Origin of the sequence: Streptomyces sp. NPDC051909 (genome assembly GCF_040681095.1) — a bacterium.
Lineage (GTDB): Bacteria > Actinomycetota > Actinomycetes > Streptomycetales > Streptomycetaceae > Streptomyces.
The window spans coordinates 179,065-202,214 of sequence record NZ_JBFAYA010000016.1 but is presented as its reverse complement, the minus strand read 5'-3'; the positions used below and the strand labels follow the sequence as shown (position 1 = coordinate 202,214).

Below are 23,150 nucleotides of genomic sequence, written 5' to 3'. Positions count from 1 at the left end.
CGACCGGCCGCCTCCGGCACGGTTCCTGCCCATGGGACGAGAGCACTGGAAGAAGATCTGGGTCGGGTCGGCCGGCAACATGGTCGAGTGGTTCGACTGGTTCGTGTACGCGAGCTTCGCCACCTACTTCGCGGGGGCGTTCTTCCCCGAGGGGAACGACACCGCCAAGCTCATGAACACCGCCGGCATCTTCGCCGTCGGCTTCTTCATGCGCCCGGTCGGCGGCTGGCTGCTCGGCCGGGTCGGTGACCGCAAGGGCCGCAAGGCGGCCCTGACCCTCACCGTCACCCTGATGTCCGCCTCGGCGGTCCTCATCGCCGTCGCTCCCACCTACGCCGTCGCCGGCTACGGCGGCGCCGCCGTCCTGCTGATCGCCCGGCTCCTCCAGGGTCTGTCCGTCGGCGGCGAGTACGCCGCCAGCGCCACCTACCTCACCGAGGCCTCCGCGCCGCGGCACCGCGGCTTCGCCTCCAGCTTCCAGTACGTGTCGATGACGGCCGGTCAGATCATCGGCCTCGGCCTGCAGATCATCCTCCAGCGGACCATGTCCACCGAGGCCCTGCACAGCTGGGGCTGGCGCATCCCGTTCGTCGTCGGCGCCCTCGGCGCGGCCGTCGTCTTCTATCTGCGGCGGACCATGCTGGAGACCGAGGTGTACGAGGAGACCGCCGACTCCGGGGTCGCCCAGGGCCAGCAGGGCACCCTCAAGGCCCTGTGGGCGCACAGGCGCGAGGCCTTCCTCGTCGTCGCGCTCACCATGGGCGGCACGGTGGCCTACTACACGTACACCACCTACCTCACCAAGTACCTGTCCAACTCCGCCGGGCTGCCCAAGCAGACCGCGACCCTGGTCTCCTTCTGCGCGCTGATCGTCTTCGCCTGCCTCCAGCCGCTCGCCGGCCGGCTCTCCGACCGGATCGGACGCCGCCCGCTGCTCATCACCTTCGCGGTCGGCTCCACCCTCCTCACCGTGCCGATCATGACGCTGCTCCAGCACGCCGGCTCCTTCTGGCCGGCCCTCGGGCTCGCCCTGCTCGCCCTGGTCGTCGTCACCGGCTACACCTCGATCAACGCCTGCGTGAAGGCCGAGCTCTTCCCGACCGGCATCCGCGCCCTCGGCGTCGCCCTGCCGTACGCCATCGCCAACGCGCTGTTCGGCGGCACCGCCGAATACGTGGCCCTGTGGTTCAAGGACGCGGGCGTCGAGTCCGGCTACTACTGGTACGTGGCGGGCTGCGCGGCCGTCTCTCTGATCGTCTACCTCACGATGCGGGAGACCCGCGACATCGATCTCGGCCGGGTGGGCGCCGCCCCCGAGGCCGAGCGGTCGCGAGATCGACTGCCCGTATCGTGAGACCGGCGTCCCGCTGAAACCGGACCTGTGTCAGAATTCCGGCGTGCTCGCTACCACGATGATTATCGGCAGCAGCGCGCCGGTCCGCAGTGGCCGCTGAAGCGTGGAACGATCCCCGCGGCAGTGGACACCGTGCCCCAGACCCGCGCGCAGACCTCTCGCACCCGCGAGGGGTTTTTTCGTTTTCCGGCCCCACCAGTACCGGAAACGGACAGCGCGTGAGAATGGGGGCAAGTGGATCCATACCTTCCGGAGCCACATCCGACAGGAGCCATCACAGCCATGACCACGGAGAACGCCGAGGGCTCGCGCCTCGACGACAGTTTCCATGTCTTCGACACCACGCTGCGCGACGGCGCCCAGCGTGAAGGCATCAACCTCACCGTCGCGGACAAGCTGACCATCGCGCGACACCTCGACGACTTCGGGGTCGGCTTCATCGAGGGCGGCTGGCCCGGCGCCAACCCCCGGGACACCGAGTTCTTCGCCCGCGCCCGCCAGGAGATCGCGTTCAAGAACGCCCAGCTGGTCGCCTTCGGCGCCACCCGCCGGGCCGGCGGCAGCGCCGCCGACGACCCGCAGGTCAAGGCTCTGCTCGACTCCGGCGCCCCGGTGATCACCCTGGTCGCCAAGTCCCACGACCGGCACGTCGAGCTCGCCCTGCGCACCACCCTCGACGAGAACCTGGAGATGGTCCGTGACACCGTCTCCCACCTGCGCGCCCAGGGCCGCCGGGTCTTCGTCGACTGCGAGCACTTCTTCGACGGCTACAAGGCGAACCCCGGCTACGCCAAGGCCGTCGTCCGCGCCGCGCACGAGGCCGGCGCCGACGTCGTCGTCCTCTGCGACACCAACGGCGGCATGCTCCCCGCCCAGATCCAGGCCGTGGTCGCCACCGTCCTCGCCGACACCGGCGCCCGCCTCGGCATCCACGCCCAGGACGACACCGGCTGCGCCGTCGCCAACACCCTCGCCGCCGTCGACGCCGGCGCCACCCACGTCCAGTGCACCGCCAACGGCTACGGCGAGCGGGTCGGCAACGCCAACCTCTTCCCGGTCGTCGCGGCCCTGGAGCTCAAGTACGGCAAGCGGGTGCTGCCCGAGGGCGCGCTCGCCGAGATGACCCGGATCTCGCACGCCATCGCCGAGGTCGTCAACCTCACCCCCTCCACCCACCAGCCCTACGTCGGCGTCTCCGCCTTCGCGCACAAGGCCGGCCTGCACGCCTCCGCGATCAAGGTGGACCCCGACCTCTACCAGCACATCGACCCCGAGCTGGTCGGCAACACCATGCGGATGCTGGTCTCCGACATGGCCGGCCGCGCCTCCATCGAGCTCAAGGGCAAGGAGCTCGGCATCGACCTCGGCGGCGACCGCGCCCTGGTCGCCCGGGTCGTCGAGCGGGTCAAGGAGCGCGAGCTCAAGGGCTACACCTACGAGGCCGCCGACGCCTCCTTCGAGCTGCTGCTCCGGGAGGAGGCGGAGGGCCGTGCCCGCCGCTACTTCCGTACGGAGTCCTGGCGCGCGATCGTCGAGGACCGCCCCGACGGCACCCACGCCAACGAGGCCACTGTGAAGCTCTGGGCCAAGGGCGAGCGGATCGTCGCCACCGCCGAGGGCAACGGCCCGGTCAACGCCCTCGACCGGGCGATCCGGGTCGGCCTGGAACGGATCTACCCGCAGCTCGCCAAGTTCGAGCTCATCGACTACAAGGTCCGCATCCTGGAGGGCCGGCACGGCACCGAGTCCACCACCCGCGTCCTGGTCACCACCAGTGACGGCAACGGCGAGTGGTCCACGGTCGGCGTCGGCGAGAACGTCATCGCGGCCTCCTGGCAGGCCCTGGAGGACGCCTTCACGTACGGGCTGCTGCGGGCCGGCGTCGACCCGGCCGAATAATCCCGTATCGGCCATCTGTGTTCGGTTTGGTCCGGTTCGGGTAGCTTCGAATCATGAGGACCAGGGCGATATCCGTGTGGTCCGCGCTCGGCGGGCTGATACTCCTCCTGCTTCTGGTCCTGGCGCCCGCCGCGAGCGCCAGGGCCACGGGCATACCCGACGTGGCCGCCGCCCTCAAGCAGGGCCCGGTGTACGTCGACCCCGGCGCCGCAGGCCAGCTCTCCACGGCCGACGCGACCGCCCTCGCCCAGAAGATCAAGGACGCGGACAAGCCGCTCTTCGTGGCGGTGCTGCCCGCGAACGCGCAGTTCCCGCCCGAGAACCTGCTGCGGAACGTGCGCACCCAGACCGGGATCACCGGGCTCTACGCGATCCGCCTCGGCGACCGCTTCGACGCGGGCGCCGACCGCGTCGTGATGTCGAGCGCGGCCGTGGACAACCTGGTCACCTCCGTACGCCAGCCCGGCGTCGACGCGGCCACCGAGCTGAACAACTTCGTCGACCAGGCCCTGCCCACCATGCGCGGCTCCGCCCCGGCCTCCTGGGGCACGGCCGCCGACGACTCCGGGGTGCCGGTGGCCGGGCTCGTCGTCCTCGGCGGTGTCGTGGTGGCCGGCGGCGCCGGCGCCTACGCCGTGGTCCGGCGCAACCGGCTCCGCAAGGAGGCCGAGGAGCGCGCCGCCGTCGACCGGCTGCGGGTCGTCGTGGACGAGGACATCACCGCCTTCGGCGAGGAGCTGGAGCGGCTCGACTTCCACCCGGCCGAGCCCGGCGCCGACGACGCCATGCGCGGCGACTACGAGCGGGCCCTCGACTCCTACGACACGGCGAAGTCCAGGATGGGCGCCGTGACCCGGCCGCACGAGGTGCGCGCCGTCACCCAGGCCCTGGAGGACGGACGCTTCTCGCTCGCGGTCCTGGCCGCCCGTCGGGAGCACAGGCCGCTGCCCGAGCGCCGCCCGCCCTGCTTCTTCGACCCGCGTCACGGACCCTCGACCGAGGACCGCACCTGGACCCCGGCCGGCGGCTCGCCCCGCGAGGTCCCGGTCTGCGCCGCCGACGCGGCCCGCCTGGACGACGGGCAGGACCCGCAGGCCCGCACGGTCGACACCGACGGCGGCCGCCGCCCGTACTGGGAGGCGGGCCCGGCGTACGGCCCGTGGGCCGGCGGCTACTTCGGCGGCGGCATGCTGCCCGGCCTGCTCGTCGGCACCATGCTCGGCTCGATGCTCGCCACCCCCGCCTACGCCGGAGAGTACGGCGGCGGCGACTTCCAGGACTTCCAGGGCGGCGACTTCTCCGGCGCCGACTTCAGCCCCGGTGACTTCGGCGGCAGCGACTTCGGCGGCGGCGGAGGCTTCGACGGCGGTGGCGGGTTCGACGGCGGAGGCGGCTTCTAGGAGCGTCAGACCAGCGGCTTCACCGACATCAGCAGATGCCGGTGGGTGCCCTCACCCCCGTCCGTCGCGTCCGTGATCAGGACCCGCTGGCCCGGACCCAGCAGCCGCAGGCTCAGCTCCGGCGCGTCGAAGGAGCCGAGCGCGTCGAGCAGATAGCCCGGGTTGAAGGCCACGGTCACGGCCTCGGCGCCGGTCAGCGCGGCCGGCAGCCGCTGCGAGGCCACGTCGTCCTCGTACCCCGCCTGGAGATGGACGGTCGTCCCGTCGAAGGCGAGCTGTACGGGGCTGTCGCCCTCCGCGACCACCGCGACCCGCTTCACGGCCTCCACCAGCGGCGCCCGCCCGGTGACGGCCACCGCGTGCTCCCCGAGCGCGAAGAGCTTGTCGTGCCGGGGGAGCCGGCCGTCGAGCAGCCGGGTGGTGGTGCGCATCCCGCCGCTCTCGAAACCGATCGAGCCGCCGTCCAGGGCGAGCCGGACCGTCCCGGCGCCGGTGAACGAGCGGGCGACCTCGGTGAGCCGGCGGGCCGGCACCACGACGTCCAGCGCCTCGCCGGAGGCGTCCGCCGCCGGCTTCCACTCCAGGGTGCGCACCGCGTACCGATAGCGGTCGGTCGCGGCCAGCGTCATCGTGGTGCCGTCCAGGCCGAGCCGTATCCCGGTGAGCACCGGCAGCGCGTCGTCCCGGCCGGCCGCCACCGCCACATGCCCGACGGCCGCCGCGAACGCCGCCGCGTCGACCTCGCCGCGCAGCGCGGGCAGCGCCGGCCGGTCCGGGTAGTCGTCCAGCGGCAGCAGCGAGAGCCCGAACCGGGCGTCCCCGCCGGTCACCGACAGGCGCGCCCCGTCCACCGCGCACTCCACCGGGCCCTGCGGCAGCACCTTGCAGATGTCGAGCAGTCGCCGCCCGAGCACCAATGCCCGGCCCTCCCCGAGCACCTCGGCGTCGGCCTCGGTCCGGGCCGAGGCCTCGTAGTCCAGACCGGAGACGGTGAGCCGGCCGTCCGCCGCCTCCAGGAGCAGACCGCCGAGGACGGGCACGGGAGAACGGGCGGGCAGCACGCGGGCGGCCCAGCCCACAGCCTCGGTCAACGCCCCGCTGTCGATACGCAATTCCATGCCGCCGACGCTAGCGACCGCCACTGACAATCGCCCCGGACGGAGCGGGAATCCCGGCGCGGTCTTGATCGTTCGGCACTCTGAGGCATCCGCGCACGAAGGGGGAGGGGCGGTCATGACGCAGGTCCACGGCACCGTGGCGAGCGGATTCGAGTCCGTACGGGAGGAGTTCGCCACGGTCGCGGCCGACGAGGCGCGCGACGGCGGCGCCCAGCTCGCGGTCTACCACCGCGGCGAGCTCGTGGTCGACCTGTGGGGCGGCGAGGGCGTCGACGGCGACACCCTCCTCGCGCTCTACTCCTCCGCCAAGGGCGTCACCGCCCTGGTCGCCGCCCTCCTCGTGCAGGACGGCGCCCTCGACCTGGACCGCGAAGTGAGATCCTACTGGCCGGAGTTCGCCGCCGAGGGCAAGGGCGCCGTCACCGTCCGCGAGCTGCTCGCCCACCGGGCCGGCGCCCTCGGCGTCACCGGCGGCTTCACCCTCGACGAGCTCGCCGACGACCGCCTGGTCGCCGCCCGGATCGCCGCCCACGCCCCGTACTGGGAGCCCGGCACCGGCCACGGCTACCACGCGCTCAGCTTCGGCGCCCTGGCCGGCGAGGTCGTGCTGCGCGCCACCGGCCGCACGGTCCAGGACCACTACGCCGAGCGGGTCCGCGAGCCGTACGGCGCCGACTACCACCTCGGCCTGCCCGAGGAGCTGAAGGCCCGCTTCCGCCCGGCCCTGCCGGTGCTGCGCACCCCGGTCCAGGAGGCCTTCGAGGCGGAGCACCCGGTCGCGCCGGACAGCCTGCTCGCCGTCGCCTTCGACCAGCAGGCCGATCCGCCCTTCGACATCATCGCCTTCGGCAACTCCCGCGCCGTGCACGCCGCCTCGCCGCTCTCCGGCGGCGGCGTCGGCACCGCGCGCGGCCTGGCCCGGGTGTACGCGGCGGTGGCCGGCGAGCTCGACGGCCGGCCCCCGCTGCTCAAGCCGGAGACGCTCGCCGAGTTCTCCCGGGTGCACTCCTCGGGCACGGACCTGGTCACCGGCGAGAACAACGCCTTCGGCCTCGGCTTCGTCCCGCTCGCCACCCGCTACCCCTCGCTCGGCCCGACCGCCGTCGGCCACAGCGGCGCCCCCGGCACCCAGTCCCTCGCCGACCCCTCCCGCACCCTCTCCTACAGCTACGCCCGCCGCCGCTTCGGCTTCCTGGCCGGCCCCGGCGCCCCGGAGAACGCCCGCCTGATCCGCGCGGTCACCGCGGCCGCGGACCGCCTGGACGGCCGCGCCTGACCGGGGCGGAAACACCGCCGCCCGGCAGCCCACGGGCTGCCGGGTTCGGGGTGGCTCGTCGCCGTGGGGCCGGTGGTGGGCCGGCCCGGTCGATCCGGTGGATCAGGCGGCGTTCTTGATGGCGGAGATGTCGAAGTTCAGCTTCACCTTGTCGGAGACCATGACGCCACCGGTCTCCAGGGCCGCGTTCCAGGTCAGGCCCCACTCGGAGCGCAGGATCTCGGCGGAGCCCTCGAAGCCGACCCGCTCGTTGCCGTAGACGTCGGTCGCGGTGCCGTTGAACTCGAGGTCGACGGCGAGCGGCTTGGTGACGTCCTTGATGGTCAGGTCGCCCTTGATCTGGTACTTGTCGCCGCCCAGGTGCGCGGCCTCGGTGGAGCGGAAGGTCATCAGCGGGAAGGTCTCCGCGTCGAAGAAGTCACCGCTGCGCAGGTGCCCGTCGCGGTCCGCGATGCCGGTGTCGATCGAGGCGATCCTGACGTCGATGGAGGCGCTGGAGGCGGCCGGGTCGGTGCCGTTCAGCTTCAGCGAGCCCTCGTGCTCGGCGAAGGTGCCGCGGACGTTGGTGACCATGGCGTGCCGGACGGTGAAGCCGATGCTGCTGTGGGCCGGGTCGATGGTGTAGTCGCCGGTGAGGGCGGCCAGGGCCGGGTCCACGGGGAGGGTGGCGACGGCGGCGGACTCGGTGTTGTTCTTGCGGCTGAAGAGACCCATGACGTGCTCCTTGGGGGGACGGTGCGCGGGGGAGGCGCTTGGTCGTGCATTCGTTGAACCTTCAACGACATCGACCATAGGCCTATTCCGTTCAACTTTCAACATCTAGGGAGGACGTTCATCCGAACGGATCCGGCCCGCCTCGAAGCCCGCCCCTCACGCCCTCTGGTGGACGCGCGTAGAACTGCGGCATCATGCGCACCGAGCACACGCACCACCTGCACAGCCGTCCCCAACCGTCACGGTCATCCGCAGGAGGCATCCCCGTGAAGTCCCCCATGAGACTCCAGTCCCCCATGAGGCTCCGCTCCGTCCTCACCGCGCTCGCCCTGGTCCTGGGCGCGCTCTTCGCGCCCGGCTTCGGCGTCCTCGCCGGCGCCGGCGAGGCCCACGCCGCCGTCACCAAGATCAGCCACGCCACCGCGACCTCGATGTTCCGCGAGGTCGGCATCACCTGGTCCTCGTCCGGCGGCTGCTCGGACCGCTACAACTCCACCTGCACGTCCTTCGAGCAGCTCAACCTCGCCACCGCCCAGGGCGCCCAGACCCTCAAGCGGGCCAGCGGCTGCGCCCTCAACATCACCGGCGGCACCGAGACCGGCCACGCGAGCGGCACGTACTCGCACTGGAACGGCTACAAGCTCGACTACAGCAAGTACACGTGCGTCGGCAGCTACATCAAGAACAACTTCACCTACATCGGCCTGCGTGGCGACGGCGCCCCGCAGTGGAAGTCCGGCTCCGGCAACATCTACGCCGACGAGGGCAACCACTGGGACGTCACCTACTACAACTGCGGCGGCTGCTGAGCGGTGTGCTGCGGCCGAGGCGCCCGTCCCCGGACGGGCGCCTCGGCGGTCCCCGGTGTCGGTCGACGTGCAAGCTATGTGGAAACCCTACAAGCATCGGGGGTCTCCGGCTGTTGACTCGATCCGATGGGGCGACGGTTCTGTCATGCCCCACCAGGATTCGACACGCGAGACTGTACGGAGTCGACGGCGGGGTTTTCTCGGGTGAGTTCGTAGGGTCGGTACATGACCGTTGTGGACCAGATCCCGAGCGAGCCCGCCGACGCCCGTGGCCGCGTGGCCGAGCTGCACGAACTGCGCGAGCAGGCGCGGCGCGGCCCGAGTGACCGTGCGACCGAGGCGCAGCACGCGAAGGGCAAGCTGACCGCGCGCGAGCGGATCGAGCTGCTCCTGGACCCGGGTTCCTTCCAGGAGGTCGAGCAGCTGCGCCGGCACCGCGCCAGCGGCTTCGGCCTGGAGGCGAAGAAGCCGTACACCGACGGTGTCATCACCGGCTGGGGCACGGTCGAGGGCCGCACGGTCTTCACCTACGCGCACGACTTCCGGATCTTCGGCGGCGCCCTCGGCGAGGCCCACGCCACCAAGATCCACAAGATCATGGACATGGCCATCGCGGCCGGTGCGCCGCTGGTCTCCCTGAACGACGGCGCCGGCGCCCGTATCCAGGAGGGCGTCTCCGCCCTCGCCGGCTACGGCGGCATCTTCCAGCGCAACACCAAGGCCTCGGGCGTCATCCCGCAGATCTCCGTGATGCTCGGCCCCTGCGCCGGCGGCGCCGCCTACAGCCCGGCCCTCACGGACTTCGTCTTCATGGTCCGCGAGACCTCGCAGATGTTCATCACCGGCCCCGACGTCGTCAAGGCGGTCACCGGCGAGGAGATCACCCAGAACGGTCTCGGCGGCGCGGACGTGCACGCCGAGACGAGCGGCGTGGCGCACTTCGCGTACGACGACGAGGAGACCTGCATCGCCGAGGTGCGGTACCTGCTGTCGATGCTGCCGCAGAACAACCGCGAGAACCCGCCGGTCGTCGCCTCCGAGGACCCGGCGGACCGCCGCTCCGACGTGCTGCTCGACCTGGTGCCGGCCGACGGCAACCGTCCGTACGACATGCACAAGGTCATCGAGGAGCTCGTCGACGAGGGCGACTACCTGGAGATCCACGAGCGCTGGGCCCGCAACATCATCTGCGCCCTGGCCCGGCTCGACGGCCAGGTCGTCGGCATCGTCGCCAACCAGCCGCAGTCCCTCGCCGGTGTCCTCGACATCGAGGCCTCCGAGAAGGCCGCCCGCTTCGTGCAGATGTGCGACGCCTTCAACATCCCGATCATCACTCTTCTGGACGTACCCGGCTTCCTCCCTGGTGTAGACCAGGAGCACGGTGGAATCATCCGGCACGGCGCCAAGCTGCTGTACGCCTACTGCAACGCGACCGTGCCCCGGATCTCGCTGATCCTGCGCAAGGCATACGGCGGCGCGTACATCGTGATGGACTCCCAGTCCATCGGCGCCGACCTGACGTACGCCTGGCCCACCAACGAAATCGCGGTCATGGGCGCCGAGGGCGCCGCGAACGTGATCTTCCGCAAGCAGATCGCGGAGGCCGAGGACCCCGAGGCGATGCGGACGCGCATGGTCAAGGAGTACAAGGCCGAGCTGATGCACCCGTACTACGCGGCGGAGCGCGGCCTGGTCGACGACGTCATCGACCCCGCCGAGACCCGCGAGGTGCTCGCCAAGTCCCTCGCGATGCTCCGCACCAAGCACGCGGACCTGCCGTCCCGCAAGCACGGCAACCCGCCGCAGTAAGCCTCCCCAAGCCGCAGCAAGCCTCATCAGAGGAGCTCACCGAAGTGACCACGCCTGCCACAGCCAACCTGCTCCGGGTCGAGAAGGGCCACGCCGACCCCGAGGAACTCGCCGCCATCACCGCGGTCCTCCTCGCCCGCGCCGCGGCCCAGCCCGCCGAGCCGGCCGCCCACCACCGTCCCCGCACCGCCGGCTGGCGCCGCCTGGAGCGCGAGAACGGCTTCCGCGCCCCGCACAGCTGGCGCTGACGTACGTACCGACGGCTGAGGGCCGGACACCGGGAACACCCGGGGTCCGGCCCTCAGCCGTATGCCCGTCAGGACGCCACGACGCCACGACGTCAGGACAGCAGGAATCCGATCAGCGCGACGATCCCCCAGACCACCCCGACCAGGATGGCCAGCGCACCCACGATCAGCGTGATCGCGAGCGCGATGTCGCCCTTGGACAGCGGCTCGGGCTTCTGCGCGGGAGCGGCCGGGGCCGGGGCCGGGGCCGGGGGCGGTGTCGGAGGGGGCGGCGGAGGCGGCGCGGAGGACTTCGCGGACGCGGACGCGGATGCCGACGCCGACGTGGACCTGGACGCGGACGCCGACGCCGACGCGGAGGCCGAGGTGGAGGCCGAGGTGGAGGATCCCGGGGCCCGGACCCGGGTCCCGCCGCCGCCCGTGAACGGATCCGGGTGACCCTTCGCCGCGTGCGCGCACCACGGGCAGGCCCGCAGATGCCCGCCGTAGTGGTGCTCCGGCACCGCGCCGCACACCACCACCGACTCCTTCGCCTCGTCCAGGGCCTCCAGCCACGCCGCCGAGGAGGGCCGCCGGGCGGGCTCGCGCCAGCCGGGCCCGAAGGTCTGCCGCGCCAGCCGCAGCACCTCCGGCGGCAGCGTCTCGACCGGCAGCTGCCGGCGCGGCACCCGCACCCGGTCCGGATGCACCAGGAAGGAGTTCCCGGCCAGGACGTTGTCCCTGCGGGTGGACTCGGCCTGACCGACCCGCGGGCTCCCGTCGTACGGATGGTTCCCGCTGGTCAGCAGCTGGTAGACGAGGACGGCGAGGGCGAAGTCGTCCGAGTGCCGGGTGGGCGGCCCGCCGCGGTGCCGCTCGGGCCCCGCGTAGTCGTCCGTGAAGACGTCGCTGCCGAAGAACTCGCCGGTCAGCGGATCGGTGAAGGCGAAGGAGTCGCAGTCGAGCAGGGTGACATAGCCCCGCGGGTCGACCACCGCGTTCGCGCTGGACAGATCGCCCACCACATAGCCGCGCTGGTGCAGCTCCGCCGTCATGTACGCGAGGTTGGACGCCACCCCGAGCAGGAAGCCCCAGTGCGCCCGGCCCCGGTACTGGCTGCGCCGCACGTTCTTCTGCAGCAGCCCGCTCAGCCGGACGTGCGCCGCCGGGTCCAGGATCGGCATCCCGTAGCCGACCGGCCGGCCCGCCGACTCGATCAGCTGCACCGGCCACACCAGCATGGGCGGCTGCCCGGCCGCGAGCCGCTCCCCGGCCAGCGGGTCGGCGCGCAGCATCGCGGCGAGCCGGCGCAACTGGGCGGCGTCGGGCGGCCGGTTGTAGATCTTTCCGGCGAGGTCGGCGCGCTCCGCGAAGGCCCAGACGCTGCCCTGGCCGCCGGTGCCGAGCGGTTTGCCGGTGCGGCTGATCCGGGTGCCGTCGCCGAGCGTCAGCTCCACGGCGTCGGTGAGGGAGTCGTCGCCGGGGTCGGAGCCGGTGCCGGCGCCGGTGCCGTCAGTGGTCGTCATGTCGTATCGCCCACAGGAGAGTCTTGTCGTCCCCGGTCACTCGGGAGATCTGGTCGGAGGCGAGGAATTCCGCGAGCCGGCGGTCCTCCTCGTCGTGGTCGTAGCCGTCCCGGCCGAGCCGTTCGAAGAGATGGCCGAGGAAGGCGTCGTGCGGCAGCGGCGGCCCGGCGGGGGAGCGGCGCAGCAGGGCGTGGGTGAGCCCGTCCGTGGACAGCAGCACCCCGTCGATCATCGGGTCGCGGACGCAGTCCACGCGCAGTTGCCCGAGCGCGGTCGGCGAGCCGAGGAAGACGGTCTCGTTGGCGTACTCGCTGCCGGTGTGGGTCTGGGGGAGCAGATGGTACGAGGCGGGGCCCGGCGGCGAGGCCGTGTCCCCGCCGCCGGGCGGGCGCTCGTCCGGCGCGCGGCCCTCTCCCCGTACGAGCACCAGACCGTCGCCGATCGACACCTGCCCCAGCCAGCCCTCGGCGGCCACCACCACGGTGAGGGTCGTCGCGAAGGGGGCCGCGGGGCCCGCGCACCAGGTCAGGAACTCGGCGCGGACCTCGCGGAAGGCCTCGGTCAGCAACTCCCTGCGCTCGCGCGGGTCGTCGCCGGGCCGCCAGGGAGCGGCGACCGGGGCGAAGGCGTCCATCGCGAGCTCGACCGCCACCCGGGCGCCCTCGCCGGAGCGTTCGGCGCTGCCCGCGCCGTCCGCCACCGCCAGGACCAGGCCGCCCGGGACCTCCCGGTGCCTCCAGGCGTCCTGGCAGGGCTTGTCGTCCCGCAGATGCCGGTAACCGGTCGCGCTGATCCCGTGCACCCGCCAGCGATGGGCCGGCCGGCCCCGCCGGCTCGGCCCGCCCGGGCTCACGCCGGGACCTGCCCGCCGCCGCGCCGCCTCTTCAGCCGGGCGAAGATCTCCTGGAACTCGGCCTCGTCGGCACCGCCCTGGGTGGCCCGGGCGCTGTGCGACATCGCGGTGAGCAGTTCGGCGAACGGGAAGCCGTCCAGCCAGGCGTGGTAGTGCGGTGCCAGCTCCTTGAGGACCTCCTCGGCACCGGCGTGCCGCTCGCCGACGCCGACCGCGAAGAGACGGAAGCGGCGCTCCTCCTCGGCCTTGCGCAGCTCGGGCAGCAGATCCCGGTACGCGTGCGAGAAACGGCCCTGCTCGTCGCTGGGCGCGCCGTCGGTGACCACGCAGATCTGCGGCCGGTAGTAGGTGAGGCCCTCCTCGCGCAGCCCTGCCTTGTAGTCGGCGACGACCTCCATGGCGAGCCGCAGCGCCCGGTCCATCAGCGTCACGCCGTGCGCGCGCAGCGCCGGCGGCCGGAACTCGTGGGCCGGTACGAAGGGGCTGTGCGGCCAGCGCGGGGCGAGCGCGCCGAGCGGGGTGGCGCCCTGCCAGACGGTGATGCCCTCGGTGCCGCCGAAGGTGATGAGGGCGACGTCCACGGCGGCGCTGAGCGCGGTGTCCTCGGCGAGGCTCCCGGCCCACGAGTCGAGGGCGTCGTTGAGGGCGCCGATCGCGCCGCTCTGGCTGAGCGACGAGGAGGTGTCCAGGCACAGCAGCAGCGGCAGCCGCTGGGCGCTGTCGAACTCGAAGCCCATGTACGGCACGGGGAGCGGGGCTTCGTCGGGACTTGCGGTCGGGTACACGGCTACTCCGGCGTGCGAGTGCGGAACGGGGACGGTGGGTGGTGGGCGTGCTTCAGATGTGCGTCAGGAGGACGAGGAGTTCAGGAGGGCGGGGAGTTCGGGAGGGCGAGGGGTTCAGGAGAGCGGGGAGGCGATGAGCAGCGGCGGGTCGGTGTCCGGCGACGCGGTGACCCGGACCAGGTCCCCGGGGCGCGGGTAGGCCGACGCGGGGCCGCGCCAGCGGGCCCGGCACAGGGCGCCGTCCCACTCCACGTACCCGTCGGGGCGCAGCCAGGTCGCGGCGGTGACGACGGCCCGGTATCCGGTGCCGAGGGCGAGGGTGTCGGACTCCCGTGCGGCGGCCGTCGCGGCGGCGGCCCGGTACACGGTCCCGGGCCCGGCGGCCGGCTCCGGTGCGGGCTCCGGTGTCGGGACCGGTTCGGGGTCGGGCTCCCGCGCCGGCCGCCAGCCGCTGGGCAGTTCGGGGGCCCGGGGCGAGGGCGGCAGCGCCGCGGGCGGTCCGGGATCCGGGGCCGGTACGGGCTCCGCCGGACCCTGGCCCGGGTTCGTACGGAACGGCAGCAGGCCGGCCGCCGCGTCGAGCGCGGTGTCGAGGGCGTCGCCGAGGACCGCGCGCGAGTTGGACACCACCCAGCGGACGTCGTCCTGGAGCCGGGGGTGGGCCGCCCGCTCGGGCCGCGCCCGGACGCCCCGCCCCTCCCGGGTCCCGTCCTGCTCGGGCATGGGCGCCTCCTCGGGGCTCTGTTCCTCGGGCTCGGGCCGCTGCGACGACGGCGCCTGCTCCGGCCGCTCCGGCTCCTCCGGGCGGGAGCCGGAGAACCAGGAGCCGGTGCTCGCCCAGAGCGCGAACAGCAGGGCCGTCGGCGGCAGCACCACGAGGGTGAGGATCAGCGCGGAGGTCTCCACGGGCTCACTCCGGCGAGGTGATGTCATCGGAGCTCCGCAGCACGAATCCCAGGTCGTGGCACTCCCGCAGCAGCCGCACCGAGCGGTCGAGCAGCGCGTCGAGGGTGCTCGCGAACCCGGTGGCGGTGAGATGGCAGACCAGCGGCAGCGCGAGCACCGCGGAGAGCAGCGGCTCCTCGCTGCGGGCGTCGCCGAGCACGGCCGCCGGGGTCACCTCGTGGGCGTTCCACGCGGTCGCGGCGGCCGCCGTCGGGGCCAGCCGGTCGGACGGGACCAGCGTCCCGTCGGTGACGGCCACCACGAGCGAGCCGGCCGCCCTGCTGATGTCCACGGTGAGCCGGGGCCCGGACGGGTCGCCGGTCCTGGTCTCCAGGAGGAGGGCGCCGTCCTCGGCGTGGACGGGCTCGCCGCGACGGCGCGCCCATTCCCGTACCAACGACTCCCAGCCGTCGCGCAGTTCGACCACGGGCTCAGGGCTCACGGTGCAGCACCGCCTTCCGGATCAGCGGACGGGTCAGCCCGGCCGCGAGCAGTCGCGCGGCGACCGGGCGCAGCGCGCAGCCCCCGCCGGCGGCCGGCGGCACGGGGGCATGGCAGTGGTGCGGGGGATCGGCGACCGGGACGGTGCGCTGCCGCGGCGGCTTCGGCGCCGGAGGCCCGGCCCCCGGCGGGGGTTTCATCAGCGCCCCGAGCTCCGCCATCAGCTGTTCCGGCCCGGGCCGGTCGGCGGGGGCGGGGGAGAGGCAGGAGCGGACGATGCCGGCGAGCGCGGTCGGCACGCCGGCGAGCCGGGGCGGCACGCCCTGGTAGATCCGCAGGGTGGCGGGCAGTCCGTGCCCGAAGGGCAGCAGGCCGGTGGCGGCGAAGACCAGCACGACCCCGAGCGCGAACACGTCGACGGCGGGCGTCGGTTCGCCGCCGCGCAGGCTCTCGGCCGGGATGAAGCCGTTGGTGCCGGGCGGCGACAGGGGATCGGTCAGGCCCCGGGTCCAGCTGTCGGAGCGGACGATGCCGAAGTCGATGAGCCGGGGCTCGCCGTCCTCCAGGATGATGTTGCTGGGCTTGAGGTCCCGGTGGATCAGCCCGTGGGCGTGCACCCCGGCCAGTGCCTCGGCGAGCATCGCGCCCAGTTCGGCGACCCGCCGCTCGGGCAGCGGCCCCCGCTTGCGCACGTGCTGGTCGAGGGTGGGGCCCTCCACGTAGCGGGAGGCGAGCCAGTACGGCGGGGTGAGCGTCTGGGCGTCGTACAGCGGGAGGGTGTACGGGCTGCGCACGTCGCGCAGGGCCTCGACCTCGCGGTGGAACCTGATCCGGCCGGCCCGCGAGTGGGCGAGCTCGGTGCTGATCACCTTGACCGCCAGGCGTAACCCGGCGGGTGTGCGGCACAGGTAGACCTTGCCCATCCCGCCATTGCCCAGCGTGCGTTCGACCGTGAAGCGGCCGATCCGGCGCGTACCGTCCAGCGAGCCCATCGTCTCCCCCCGAGGTCCCCGTACAACGTACTGGACGCCCCGCCCCGCGGGGGCGGTTTCGCGTGTCGGGGATCACGTTCCGAAGGGCAGCGCCGAAGGGCACGTTCCGAGGGGCATATGCCGAAGGCCGCGCTCCCGTCTCCGGGACGCGGCCTTCGGCACGAAGCGGTGGGACGACTACCGCAGACGGGCCATGAGGGCGTGCTCGACGAGCGTGATGAGCGCGCTCTTGGCGTCCGCGCGGTGGCGGGCGTCGGTGGTGATGATCGGGGTGTCGGGGCCGATCTGGAGGGCCTCGCGGACCTCCTCGGGCTGGTACGGCTGGTGGCCGTCGAAGCCGTTGAGCGCGATGACGAAGGGCAGGCCCGAGTTCTCGAAGTAGTCGACCGCCGGGAAGCAGTCGGCGAGCCGCCGGGTGTCCACCAGGACGACGGCGCCGATGGCGCCGCGGACCAGGTCGTCCCACATGAACCAGAAGCGGTCCTGACCGGGCGTACCGAAGAGGTACAGGATCAGGTCCTGGTCCAGGGTGATGCGGCCGAAGTCCATGGCGACGGTCGTCGTCGTCTTGTCGCCCGTGTGGGTGAGGTCGTCGATGCCCGCGGAAGCGGACGTCATGACGGCCTCGGTTCGCAGCGGGTTGATCTCCGAGACCGCGCCGACGAACGTGGTCTTGCCCACGCCGAAGCCGCCCGCCACCACGATCTTCGCGCTGGTGGTTGAACGGGCCGCCCCGCCGCTAGAGCTTGCGAAGTCCACTGAGCACCCTTTCGAGCAGTGTCACGTCTGGCTGACCGCCGGCGGCTTCGTCGCCGCCGGGCTGGTGGATGGCTACGAGTCCGGCCTCGGCCAGGTCGGCGACGAGGATCCGGGCAACGCCGAGGGGGATGGAGAGCAGTGCGGAGATCTCGGCGACCGACTTGATCTCGAAGCACAGCCGGCAGATCCGCTGGTGCTCGGGCAACTGGCCCTGCAGCCGGGCCGGATCGGCCGTGGTACTGACCAGCGCCTCGATGGCGAGCTGGTAACGCGGCCGGGTCCGGCCGCCGGTCATGGCGTACGGGCGGACGAGCGGGTTGTTCCCGCCCGCGGAGCCCGCACGGCCGGCCGGCGCGCCGGGCGCGCCGGTGGGCGTGGGCTGGGCCTGAGGCTGCTGGTACGGCTGCGACACACCCGATCTGCTCGGCGCGGAGGGAAAGTTGTAGCGGTTCTGCGCGGGGTCGCCAAGAGGCTGCTGCGCGTCAAAACCGTTGTAGGGGCTTCCGCCCGGGGGTGTGCCCACTTCTCCTCCTCCGACTGCTTCGCGGTCCCATGTCCCTTGGAACCGCGCCACCGCACCCTACGGTGCGGTGGCGAGAAACGCACTGTCTGTCTGTTAGTTGAGCAGACTTCCCTGGAGCTCGGCCCGCAGATCGGGGGTGAGCACACTGCCCGCCCGGTCGACGAGCAGGGCCATCTCGTAGCCCACGAGACCGATGTCGGACTCGGGGTGCGCGAGCACGGCCAGCGAGGAGCCGTCCGAGATCGACATGATGAAGAGGAAGCCGCGCTCCATCTCCACGACGGTCTGGTTGACCGCACCGCCCTCGAAGATCCGGGACGCGCCCGCGGTCAGCGAGGTGAGTCCGGACGCGACCGCCGCGAGCTGGTCGGCGCGGTCGCGGGGGAACCCTTCGGACATCGCAAGGAGGAGGCCGTCGGCGGAGACCACCACCGTGTGCGACACCCCGGGGGTGTTGTCCACGAAGTTGGTGATCAACCAGTTCAGATTCTGCGCCGCCTGGCTCATCGCGCTCACACTAACGCTCCTGGTTGTAGGTGTTGCCCGGGCCGAGGCCCGATCCGTTCGTGTCCGTACCCGCGCTGCGTCCCTGCTGGATGCCGCGGCGCAGGTTGCTCAACCTGCCCCGGACGTCCTCGGGTGCGCGGGAGACCTGTGGGCCGCCCTGCGGGGTGTGCTCCGCGGCTCCCTCGACCAGGTTGGCCTTGGGGACCCGTCGGGGAAGGCCGGAGGAGGTGACCCCGCCCGCCTTCGGGTCGCGGAGCTTCTCGGCCCGCTGCCAGCGCTCGTCGTTGGTCGAGCGCCAGGCGTCGGAGCCGTCGGCGTCCATGGGTGCCGTGCTGTTGCCCTCCGGCCGCGTCTGCTGGGCCGGCGGCTCGGACTGCGGCGCCTGCGGGGTCCGCGGCGCCTGCGGGGCGCTGCTGCCGCGGCGCGGCAGACCGGCGTCGGTCAGCGCGTGGCCGGCGTCCGGGGTGGGAGTGGGGGCACTCCCCGGACGGTCGAAGCCTACGCGGTCGCGGTCCTGTTCGGGAGCGGCCTGGGCAGATTCCGATTCCGTCCCGAACTGCTGTGCGTAGCCCTGGTCGTAACCGGTCTGCTGCGGCCAGTCGCCCTGGTGGGGCTGGGGTTCGTAGCCGTTCGCGTAGCCCTGCTGAGCCGTCGCGCCCTGGTCGTACGCGGCTTCCGCATAGCCCTGCGCCGGGTAGCCGTCGGCGGGCTGCCGGTAGTCCTCGTAGCCCTGCTCGGCATAGCCGTAGGCGTCCTGGCCCTGCGGCTGCGTCGGCTGCGCGTAGTCCTGCTGGTACTCCTGCTGGTACTCACCGGGGTAGGCCGATGCGTACTCCTGCTCGTGCTGCTGCTGTACGAACGTCTGCTGCTCGGGCGCGCCGGATTCGATCTCCTGGTACGGGGCGGACTCGCCGCCCTGCACGGCCTGGGCCTCCAGGGCCGCCCGGCGCTCCTCGCGCATCAGCGAGCGGTTGACCGGGTCGAGCTGGCGCTCGTCCTCCTGCTGCTCGTAGCGCGAGTCGTCGAAGCCGAGCTCGGCCGCGGTGCGCATCGGCTGGGCCTGCGGCTGGAAGGCCGTCTGGGCCTGCTGCGGGATGATCTGCGAGACGGTGAAGTCGTCGTGCAGCGGAGCGGCCTCGCCACCGCCACCGTGGGTGATCGCGTCCGGCAGCATGACCAGCGAGGTGGTGCCGGCCTGCTCGCCCGAGGGGCGCAGCTGGACCCGGATGCCGTGCCGGTCGGAGAGCCGGCCGACCACGAAGAGGCCCATGCGCTGGGAGACGGCGGCGTCCACGGTCGGCGGGTTGGCCAGCTTGTGGTTGATGTCCGCGAAGTCCTCGGCGGTGAGGCCGATGCCCTTGTCGTGGATCTCGACCATGACACGGCCGTCGGGGAGACGGGTCGCGGTGACGCGGACCTTGGTCTGCGGGGAGGAGAACGTGGTGGCGTTCTCCAGGAGCTCGGCGAGCAGGTGCACGAGGTCGGTCACGGCCTGGCCGTGGATCTCGGCCTCGGGGACGCCGGCGATGTCGATGCGCTCGTACTGCTCCACCTCGGAGGCGGCGGCACGCATCACGTCGACCAGCGGGACCGGCTGGTCCCAGCGGCGGCCGGGCTCCTGGCCGGCGAGGACCAGGAGGTTCTCGCCGTTGCGGCGCATACGGGTGGCCAGGTGGTCCAGGCGGAAGAGGTTCTCCAGCTGGTCCGGGTCGGCCTCGTTGTTCTCCAGGTCGGTGATGAGGGTCAGCTGGCCCTCGATCAGCGACTGGTTGCGCTGCGACAGGTTGGTGAAGATCGCGTTGATGTTGCCGCGGAGCAGGGCCTGCTCGGCGGCGAGCCGGACGGCCTCGCGGTGCACCTGGTCGAAGGCGCGGGCGACCTCGCCGATCTCGTCCGTGGAGTCGATCGGGATGGGCTGCACCCGGGTGTCGACCCGGCCGGGCTCGGTCCGGGAGAGCTGGTCGACGAGCATCGGCAGGCGCTGCTCGGCGATGCCGAAGGCGGCGGTGCGCAGCTCGCGCATCGAGCGGCTCATCTGGCGGGCCATGAGGCCGGCCAGGATGAAGGCGGCGAGCAGGGCGACCACGGTGATGCCACCGGTGACGTAGGCGTCCGTCTGGGCGTCCGAGGAGATGTCGGCGGCCTCGGTCACGGCCTTCTCGACGAGCTCCTTCTCGACCTCCGTGTAGCCGTCGAACTTGGCGGTGGCGACGGCCACCCAGACGTCGGCGGTGATGTGCTGCTTCTTCAGGTCCGCGATGGCGTCGGCGTCCTCGGCTCCGCCGATGGCCTGGGCCACGCCCGCGTAGACGGAGGGGTCCTTGCCGGCGCCCTTGGGCAGCGTGATGCCCAGCGCCGCCATCTTCTTGGCGCCCTCGGCGGACTTGCCCGCCATGACCTCCTTGAGGCGGTTCACGTCCTCCTCGGTGCCACCGGACTGGTACTCGCCGAGAGCGATCTGCTCCAGGTAGTTGTACGAGTTGAAGGCGACCGACTGCTGGGCGAAGACCGGGTCCTTCGTGCTGGGCCGGACGAGCAGGTGGGTGCCGATGGAGCGCTGGAGCGACTCGGCGGCCTTCGCCAGCTGGATCGCGTAGACGGTGCGGCCGTAGCTGGTGATGTTGCCGGTGCCCAGACCGAGCTCGTTGGAGAACTCCATCAGGTAGTGCTGGACCTCGGTGTACGAGGTCTCGGTGGTCACCGGGTCCTGGGACGCGGTGTACGCGATCTTGCGGAGTTCCTGGAGCTTGGGCTCGGCGTTGCGGAACAGGCCCAGGCGGCGCTCGAGGCCCTGGCCGCCCGGCATGTCCTTCACGGCCTCGTCGAACTTCGCCTTGGCGGCGTCGGTGGCGGCGTAGGCCTGGGTGACCTCGTCGCTCTCGCGGTCCTCCGGCGTCTTGGCCTTGAGGAGCGGGGCGGCCGTGAGGTCGCGCTCGTTGAGCAGCGCCTGGCCGTAGTCCGAGGCGGCGCGCACGATGAGCGCCGTCTTCTCGGCGTCCTGCGCCTCCTGCCAGGTGTCGATGGCCGCCTTGACCTGGAAGCCGCCCATGACGAGGCCGACGAGCACGGGTATGAGGAGGATCGCGTTCAGCCTGGTGGGCACCCGCCAGTTGCGCGGGGACAGCTTGCTGGTGCTGCCCTTGCGGCTCGGGGCCGGCGACGCCACGGGCTCGTCCGCGGGCGGCATAGCCGCGCGCGACGGCGGCGTGAAGTTGCCCCGCGTCTGCTGCTCCGCGGAGCTTTCCTTGCTTCGCCTCACTCGACCAACAACCTCTCGGCGCCGGCACCTGTGTTGTGCCGGATGTTTCGTTCAGGGCCGTACTACTCGGGAGTTCATGAATTGCAGCACGTGAAGGGGGTCCCCTCCAAACAGTGCGAAGCGCCCGGTTTTCGTGGCTCACGGCCGCGATAAAACGGGCATAAAGAGCGAGCCCCGCCAAAAGGCGGGGCTCATGTGAGCGCAGCGGCATCAGCCGGATGCGTCGGGTGTCCGAGGCGCCGCAATTCTCTGTCGAAATGTTATGAACCGGCGGAACCGTCGAGGGCGGTCGTGTCCAACGACACAGACCGCCCCCAAAATCTCTACGACAACTGACGTATATCGACTTCTACTTGCTGTGTACTACTTCAACCGCGCCATGAGGGCGTGCTCGACGAGGGTGATGAGCGCGCTCTTCGCGTCCGCGCGGTGACGGGCGTCGGTCGTGATGATGGGAGCGTCCGGCCCGATCTGCAGCGCCTCGCGGACCTCTTCCGGGGCGTAGGGCTGCTGTCCGTCGAAACCGTTGAGCGCGATGACGAAGGGGAGGCCCGAGTTCTCGAAGTAGTCCACCGCCGGGAAGCAGTCGGCGAGCCGTCGGGTGTCCACGAGCACCACGGCACCGATCGCACCACGCACGAGGTCGTCCCACATGAACCAGAAACGGTCCTGACCGGGCGTACCGAAGAGGTACAGGATCAGGTCCTGGTCCAGGGTGATACGGCCGAAGTCCATCGCCACGGTGGTGGTCGTCTTGCCACCGGTGTGCGTCAGGTCGTCGATGCCGGCCGAGGCGGACGTCATGACGGCCTCGGTCCGCAGCGGGTTGATCTCGGAGACGGCGCCCACGAACGTGGTCTTGCCCACGCCGAAGCCTCCCGCCACCACGATCTTCGCGCTGGTGGTCGAACGGGCCGCGGAGGCGGGGCCGCTAGAGCTTGCGAAGTCCACTGAGCACCCTTTCGAGCAGTGTCACGTCCGGCGTGCCGCCGGCCTCTCCGTTGCCCGGCTGGTGGATGGCCACCATGCCCGCCTCGGCCAGGTCGGCGACGAGGATGCGGGCGACGCCGAGCGGCATCGACAGGAGCGCCGACACCTCGGCCACCGACTTGACCTCGCGGCAGAGGTGGCAGATCCGCTGGTGCTCCGGAAGCAGTGTGGCCAGATGCGCCGGGTCGGCCGTGGTGCTGACCAGCGCCTCTATGGCGAGCTGGTAGCGCGGCCGGGTCCGGCCGCCGGTCATGGCATAGGGCCGGACCAGCGGCTGGTCGCCTTCCGCTCCGTACGGCTCGTCTGTCGATGTGCCGTACGGATCGTGAGAGGCGGGGGGCGGGGTCATGAATCCTCCGGGCGTGACAGCAGAACCTTCTGCCGTCTGATGGGGCCGGTGGGGGACCGGGTGGGGCGGCCGGACGGTGAACGGGTCCGGGGCGGTGCGGAGGGGCGCACCGCCCAGGGCGTGTCGGTTTCGGGTACGGATCGGTTACGGGTACGGATTCGAGCGGTCCGGGCTCGGCGGGCGGCGCTCCGGCTAGCGGAGCAGGCTGCCCTGGAGCTCGGCCCGCAGGTCGGGGGTGAGCACGCTGCCCGCTCGGTCGACGAGCAGCGCCATCTCGTAGCCCACGAGACCGATGTCGCACTCCGGGTGGGCGAGTACGGCCATCGAGGACCCGTCCGAGACCGACATGATGAAGAGGAAGCCGCGCTCCATCTCCACCACGGTCTGTGCCACGGGCCCGCCCTCGAAGATCCGGGACGCCCCCGCGGTCAGCGAGGTCAGTCCGGACGCGACCGCCGCAAGCTGGTCGGCGCGGTCGCGGGGAAACCCTTCGGACATGGCAAGGAGCAGTCCGTCGGCGGAGACCACCACCGTGTGCGACACCCCGGGGGTGTTGTCCACGAAGTTGGTGATCAACCAGTTCAGATTCTGCGCCGCCTGGCTCATCGCGCTCAA

The 23,150-nt window shown here is 72.1% G+C and carries 22 protein-coding genes; 7 read left to right on the top strand and 15 right to left on the bottom strand.

The window, feature by feature from the left end; translation table 11 throughout:
* The first annotated feature begins 31 nt into the window (after positions 1–31).
* The 3 genes from AB0M18_RS25305 to AB0M18_RS25295 all read left to right on the top strand — a co-directional run bounded on the left by AB0M18_RS25305 (position 32) and on the right by AB0M18_RS25295 (position 4,653).
* Positions 32–1,354 carry an MFS transporter gene (locus AB0M18_RS25305; protein WP_365761720.1) on the top strand — a complete coding sequence of 441 codons (1,323 nt, stop codon included), beginning with the start codon at positions 32–34 and terminating at the stop codon, positions 1,352–1,354.
* A 282-nt stretch (positions 1,355–1,636) separates the two neighbouring features.
* Complete coding sequence (cimA, locus tag AB0M18_RS25300) at positions 1,637–3,253, top strand: citramalate synthase (RefSeq protein ID WP_365761718.1); 1,617 nt, start codon at positions 1,637–1,639, stop codon at positions 3,251–3,253.
* Positions 3,254–3,306: 53 nt separating this feature from the next.
* Positions 3,307–4,653, top strand: coding sequence for a hypothetical protein (locus AB0M18_RS25295; RefSeq protein WP_365761716.1), 1,347 nt, complete (start codon positions 3,307–3,309; stop codon positions 4,651–4,653).
* Positions 4,654–4,658: 5 nt separating this feature from the next.
* Here AB0M18_RS25295 and dnaN read toward each other — a convergent pair whose 3' ends face one another.
* Positions 4,659–5,771 carry a DNA polymerase III subunit beta gene (gene dnaN / locus AB0M18_RS25290; RefSeq protein ID WP_365761714.1) on the bottom strand — a complete coding sequence of 371 codons (1,113 nt, stop codon included), beginning with the start codon at positions 5,769–5,771 and terminating at the stop codon, positions 4,659–4,661.
* Positions 5,772–5,886: 115 nt separating this feature from the next.
* Here dnaN and AB0M18_RS25285 point away from each other — a divergent pair, with 115 nt between their 5' ends.
* Positions 5,887–7,047 (top strand): serine hydrolase domain-containing protein, encoded by a 1,161-nt coding sequence (locus AB0M18_RS25285; RefSeq protein WP_365761712.1) that lies wholly within the window; start codon positions 5,887–5,889, stop codon positions 7,045–7,047.
* Between the two features lie 102 nt (positions 7,048–7,149).
* Here the strand turns inward: AB0M18_RS25285 and AB0M18_RS25280 are convergent, their stop codons facing one another.
* Positions 7,150–7,761, bottom strand: coding sequence for a YceI family protein (locus AB0M18_RS25280; protein WP_365761710.1), 612 nt, complete (start codon positions 7,759–7,761; stop codon positions 7,150–7,152).
* 296 nt (positions 7,762–8,057) lie between these two features.
* Between AB0M18_RS25280 and AB0M18_RS25275 the strand changes: the two genes are divergently transcribed.
* The 3 genes from AB0M18_RS25275 to AB0M18_RS25265 all read left to right on the top strand — a co-directional run bounded on the left by AB0M18_RS25275 (position 8,058) and on the right by AB0M18_RS25265 (position 10,627).
* Positions 8,058–8,570: a hypothetical protein gene (locus AB0M18_RS25275; RefSeq protein WP_365761767.1), complete on the top strand. Its 513-nt coding sequence runs from the start codon at positions 8,058–8,060 to the stop codon at positions 8,568–8,570.
* A 225-nt stretch (positions 8,571–8,795) separates the two neighbouring features.
* Positions 8,796–10,379, top strand: coding sequence for an acyl-CoA carboxylase subunit beta (locus AB0M18_RS25270; protein WP_365761708.1), 1,584 nt, complete (start codon positions 8,796–8,798; stop codon positions 10,377–10,379).
* A gap of 44 nt (positions 10,380–10,423) precedes the next feature.
* Positions 10,424–10,627, top strand: coding sequence for an acyl-CoA carboxylase subunit epsilon (locus AB0M18_RS25265; protein ID WP_265864676.1), 204 nt, complete (start codon positions 10,424–10,426; stop codon positions 10,625–10,627).
* A gap of 92 nt (positions 10,628–10,719) precedes the next feature.
* Here AB0M18_RS25265 and AB0M18_RS25260 read toward each other — a convergent pair whose 3' ends face one another.
* From AB0M18_RS25260 to AB0M18_RS25200, 13 genes are all read right to left on the bottom strand, one after another.
* Positions 10,720–12,132 carry a hypothetical protein gene (locus tag AB0M18_RS25260; RefSeq protein WP_365761706.1) on the bottom strand — a complete coding sequence of 471 codons (1,413 nt, stop codon included), beginning with the start codon at positions 12,130–12,132 and terminating at the stop codon, positions 10,720–10,722.
* A complete protein-coding gene (locus AB0M18_RS25255; RefSeq protein ID WP_365761704.1) occupies positions 12,119–12,934 on the bottom strand; it encodes a PP2C family serine/threonine-protein phosphatase in 816 nt (271 codons plus the stop codon). The genes AB0M18_RS25260 and AB0M18_RS25255 overlap by 14 nt, the downstream gene beginning before the upstream one ends.
* Before the next feature lie 47 nt (positions 12,935–12,981).
* On the bottom strand, positions 12,982–13,770 hold the full coding sequence (locus tag AB0M18_RS25250) for a hypothetical protein (protein WP_365761702.1): 789 nt from the start codon (positions 13,768–13,770) through the stop codon (positions 12,982–12,984).
* 114 nt (positions 13,771–13,884) lie between these two features.
* Positions 13,885–14,676 (bottom strand): hypothetical protein, encoded by a 792-nt coding sequence (locus AB0M18_RS25245; protein WP_365761700.1) that lies wholly within the window; start codon positions 14,674–14,676, stop codon positions 13,885–13,887.
* 4 nt (positions 14,677–14,680) lie between these two features.
* Positions 14,681–15,157 carry a hypothetical protein gene (locus AB0M18_RS25240; RefSeq protein WP_365761698.1) on the bottom strand — a complete coding sequence of 159 codons (477 nt, stop codon included), beginning with the start codon at positions 15,155–15,157 and terminating at the stop codon, positions 14,681–14,683.
* Positions 15,147–16,148 (bottom strand): serine/threonine-protein kinase, encoded by a 1,002-nt coding sequence (locus AB0M18_RS25235; RefSeq protein WP_365761696.1) that lies wholly within the window; start codon positions 16,146–16,148, stop codon positions 15,147–15,149. The genes AB0M18_RS25240 and AB0M18_RS25235 overlap by 11 nt, the downstream gene beginning before the upstream one ends.
* 177 nt (positions 16,149–16,325) lie before the next feature.
* Entirely contained in the window at positions 16,326–16,907 is a 582-nt protein-coding gene (locus tag AB0M18_RS25230; RefSeq protein WP_017235983.1) for an ATP/GTP-binding protein, read from the bottom strand.
* Positions 16,888–17,430 carry a DUF742 domain-containing protein gene (locus tag AB0M18_RS25225; protein WP_365761694.1) on the bottom strand — a complete coding sequence of 181 codons (543 nt, stop codon included), beginning with the start codon at positions 17,428–17,430 and terminating at the stop codon, positions 16,888–16,890. Before AB0M18_RS25225 ends, AB0M18_RS25230 begins: the two co-directional genes overlap by 20 nt.
* Positions 17,431–17,523: 93 nt before the next feature.
* A complete protein-coding gene (locus AB0M18_RS25220; RefSeq protein WP_128978734.1) occupies positions 17,524–17,937 on the bottom strand; it encodes a roadblock/LC7 domain-containing protein in 414 nt (137 codons plus the stop codon).
* A 10-nt stretch (positions 17,938–17,947) separates the two neighbouring features.
* Positions 17,948–21,196, bottom strand: coding sequence for a nitrate- and nitrite sensing domain-containing protein (locus tag AB0M18_RS25215; protein WP_365761692.1), 3,249 nt, complete (start codon positions 21,194–21,196; stop codon positions 17,948–17,950).
* Positions 21,197–21,559: 363 nt separating this feature from the next.
* Positions 21,560–22,147, bottom strand: coding sequence for an ATP/GTP-binding protein (locus AB0M18_RS25210; protein WP_365761690.1), 588 nt, complete (start codon positions 22,145–22,147; stop codon positions 21,560–21,562).
* A complete protein-coding gene (locus tag AB0M18_RS25205) occupies positions 22,128–22,535 on the bottom strand; it encodes a DUF742 domain-containing protein (RefSeq protein WP_365761688.1) in 408 nt (135 codons plus the stop codon). The genes AB0M18_RS25210 and AB0M18_RS25205 overlap by 20 nt, the downstream gene beginning before the upstream one ends.
* 192 nt (positions 22,536–22,727) lie before the next feature.
* The gene (locus AB0M18_RS25200; protein ID WP_265864815.1) at positions 22,728–23,141 is read right to left on the bottom strand and encodes a roadblock/LC7 domain-containing protein; all 414 of its coding nucleotides are present in this window, start codon (positions 23,139–23,141) and stop codon (positions 22,728–22,730) included.
* Positions 23,142–23,150: the final 9 nt, after the last annotated feature.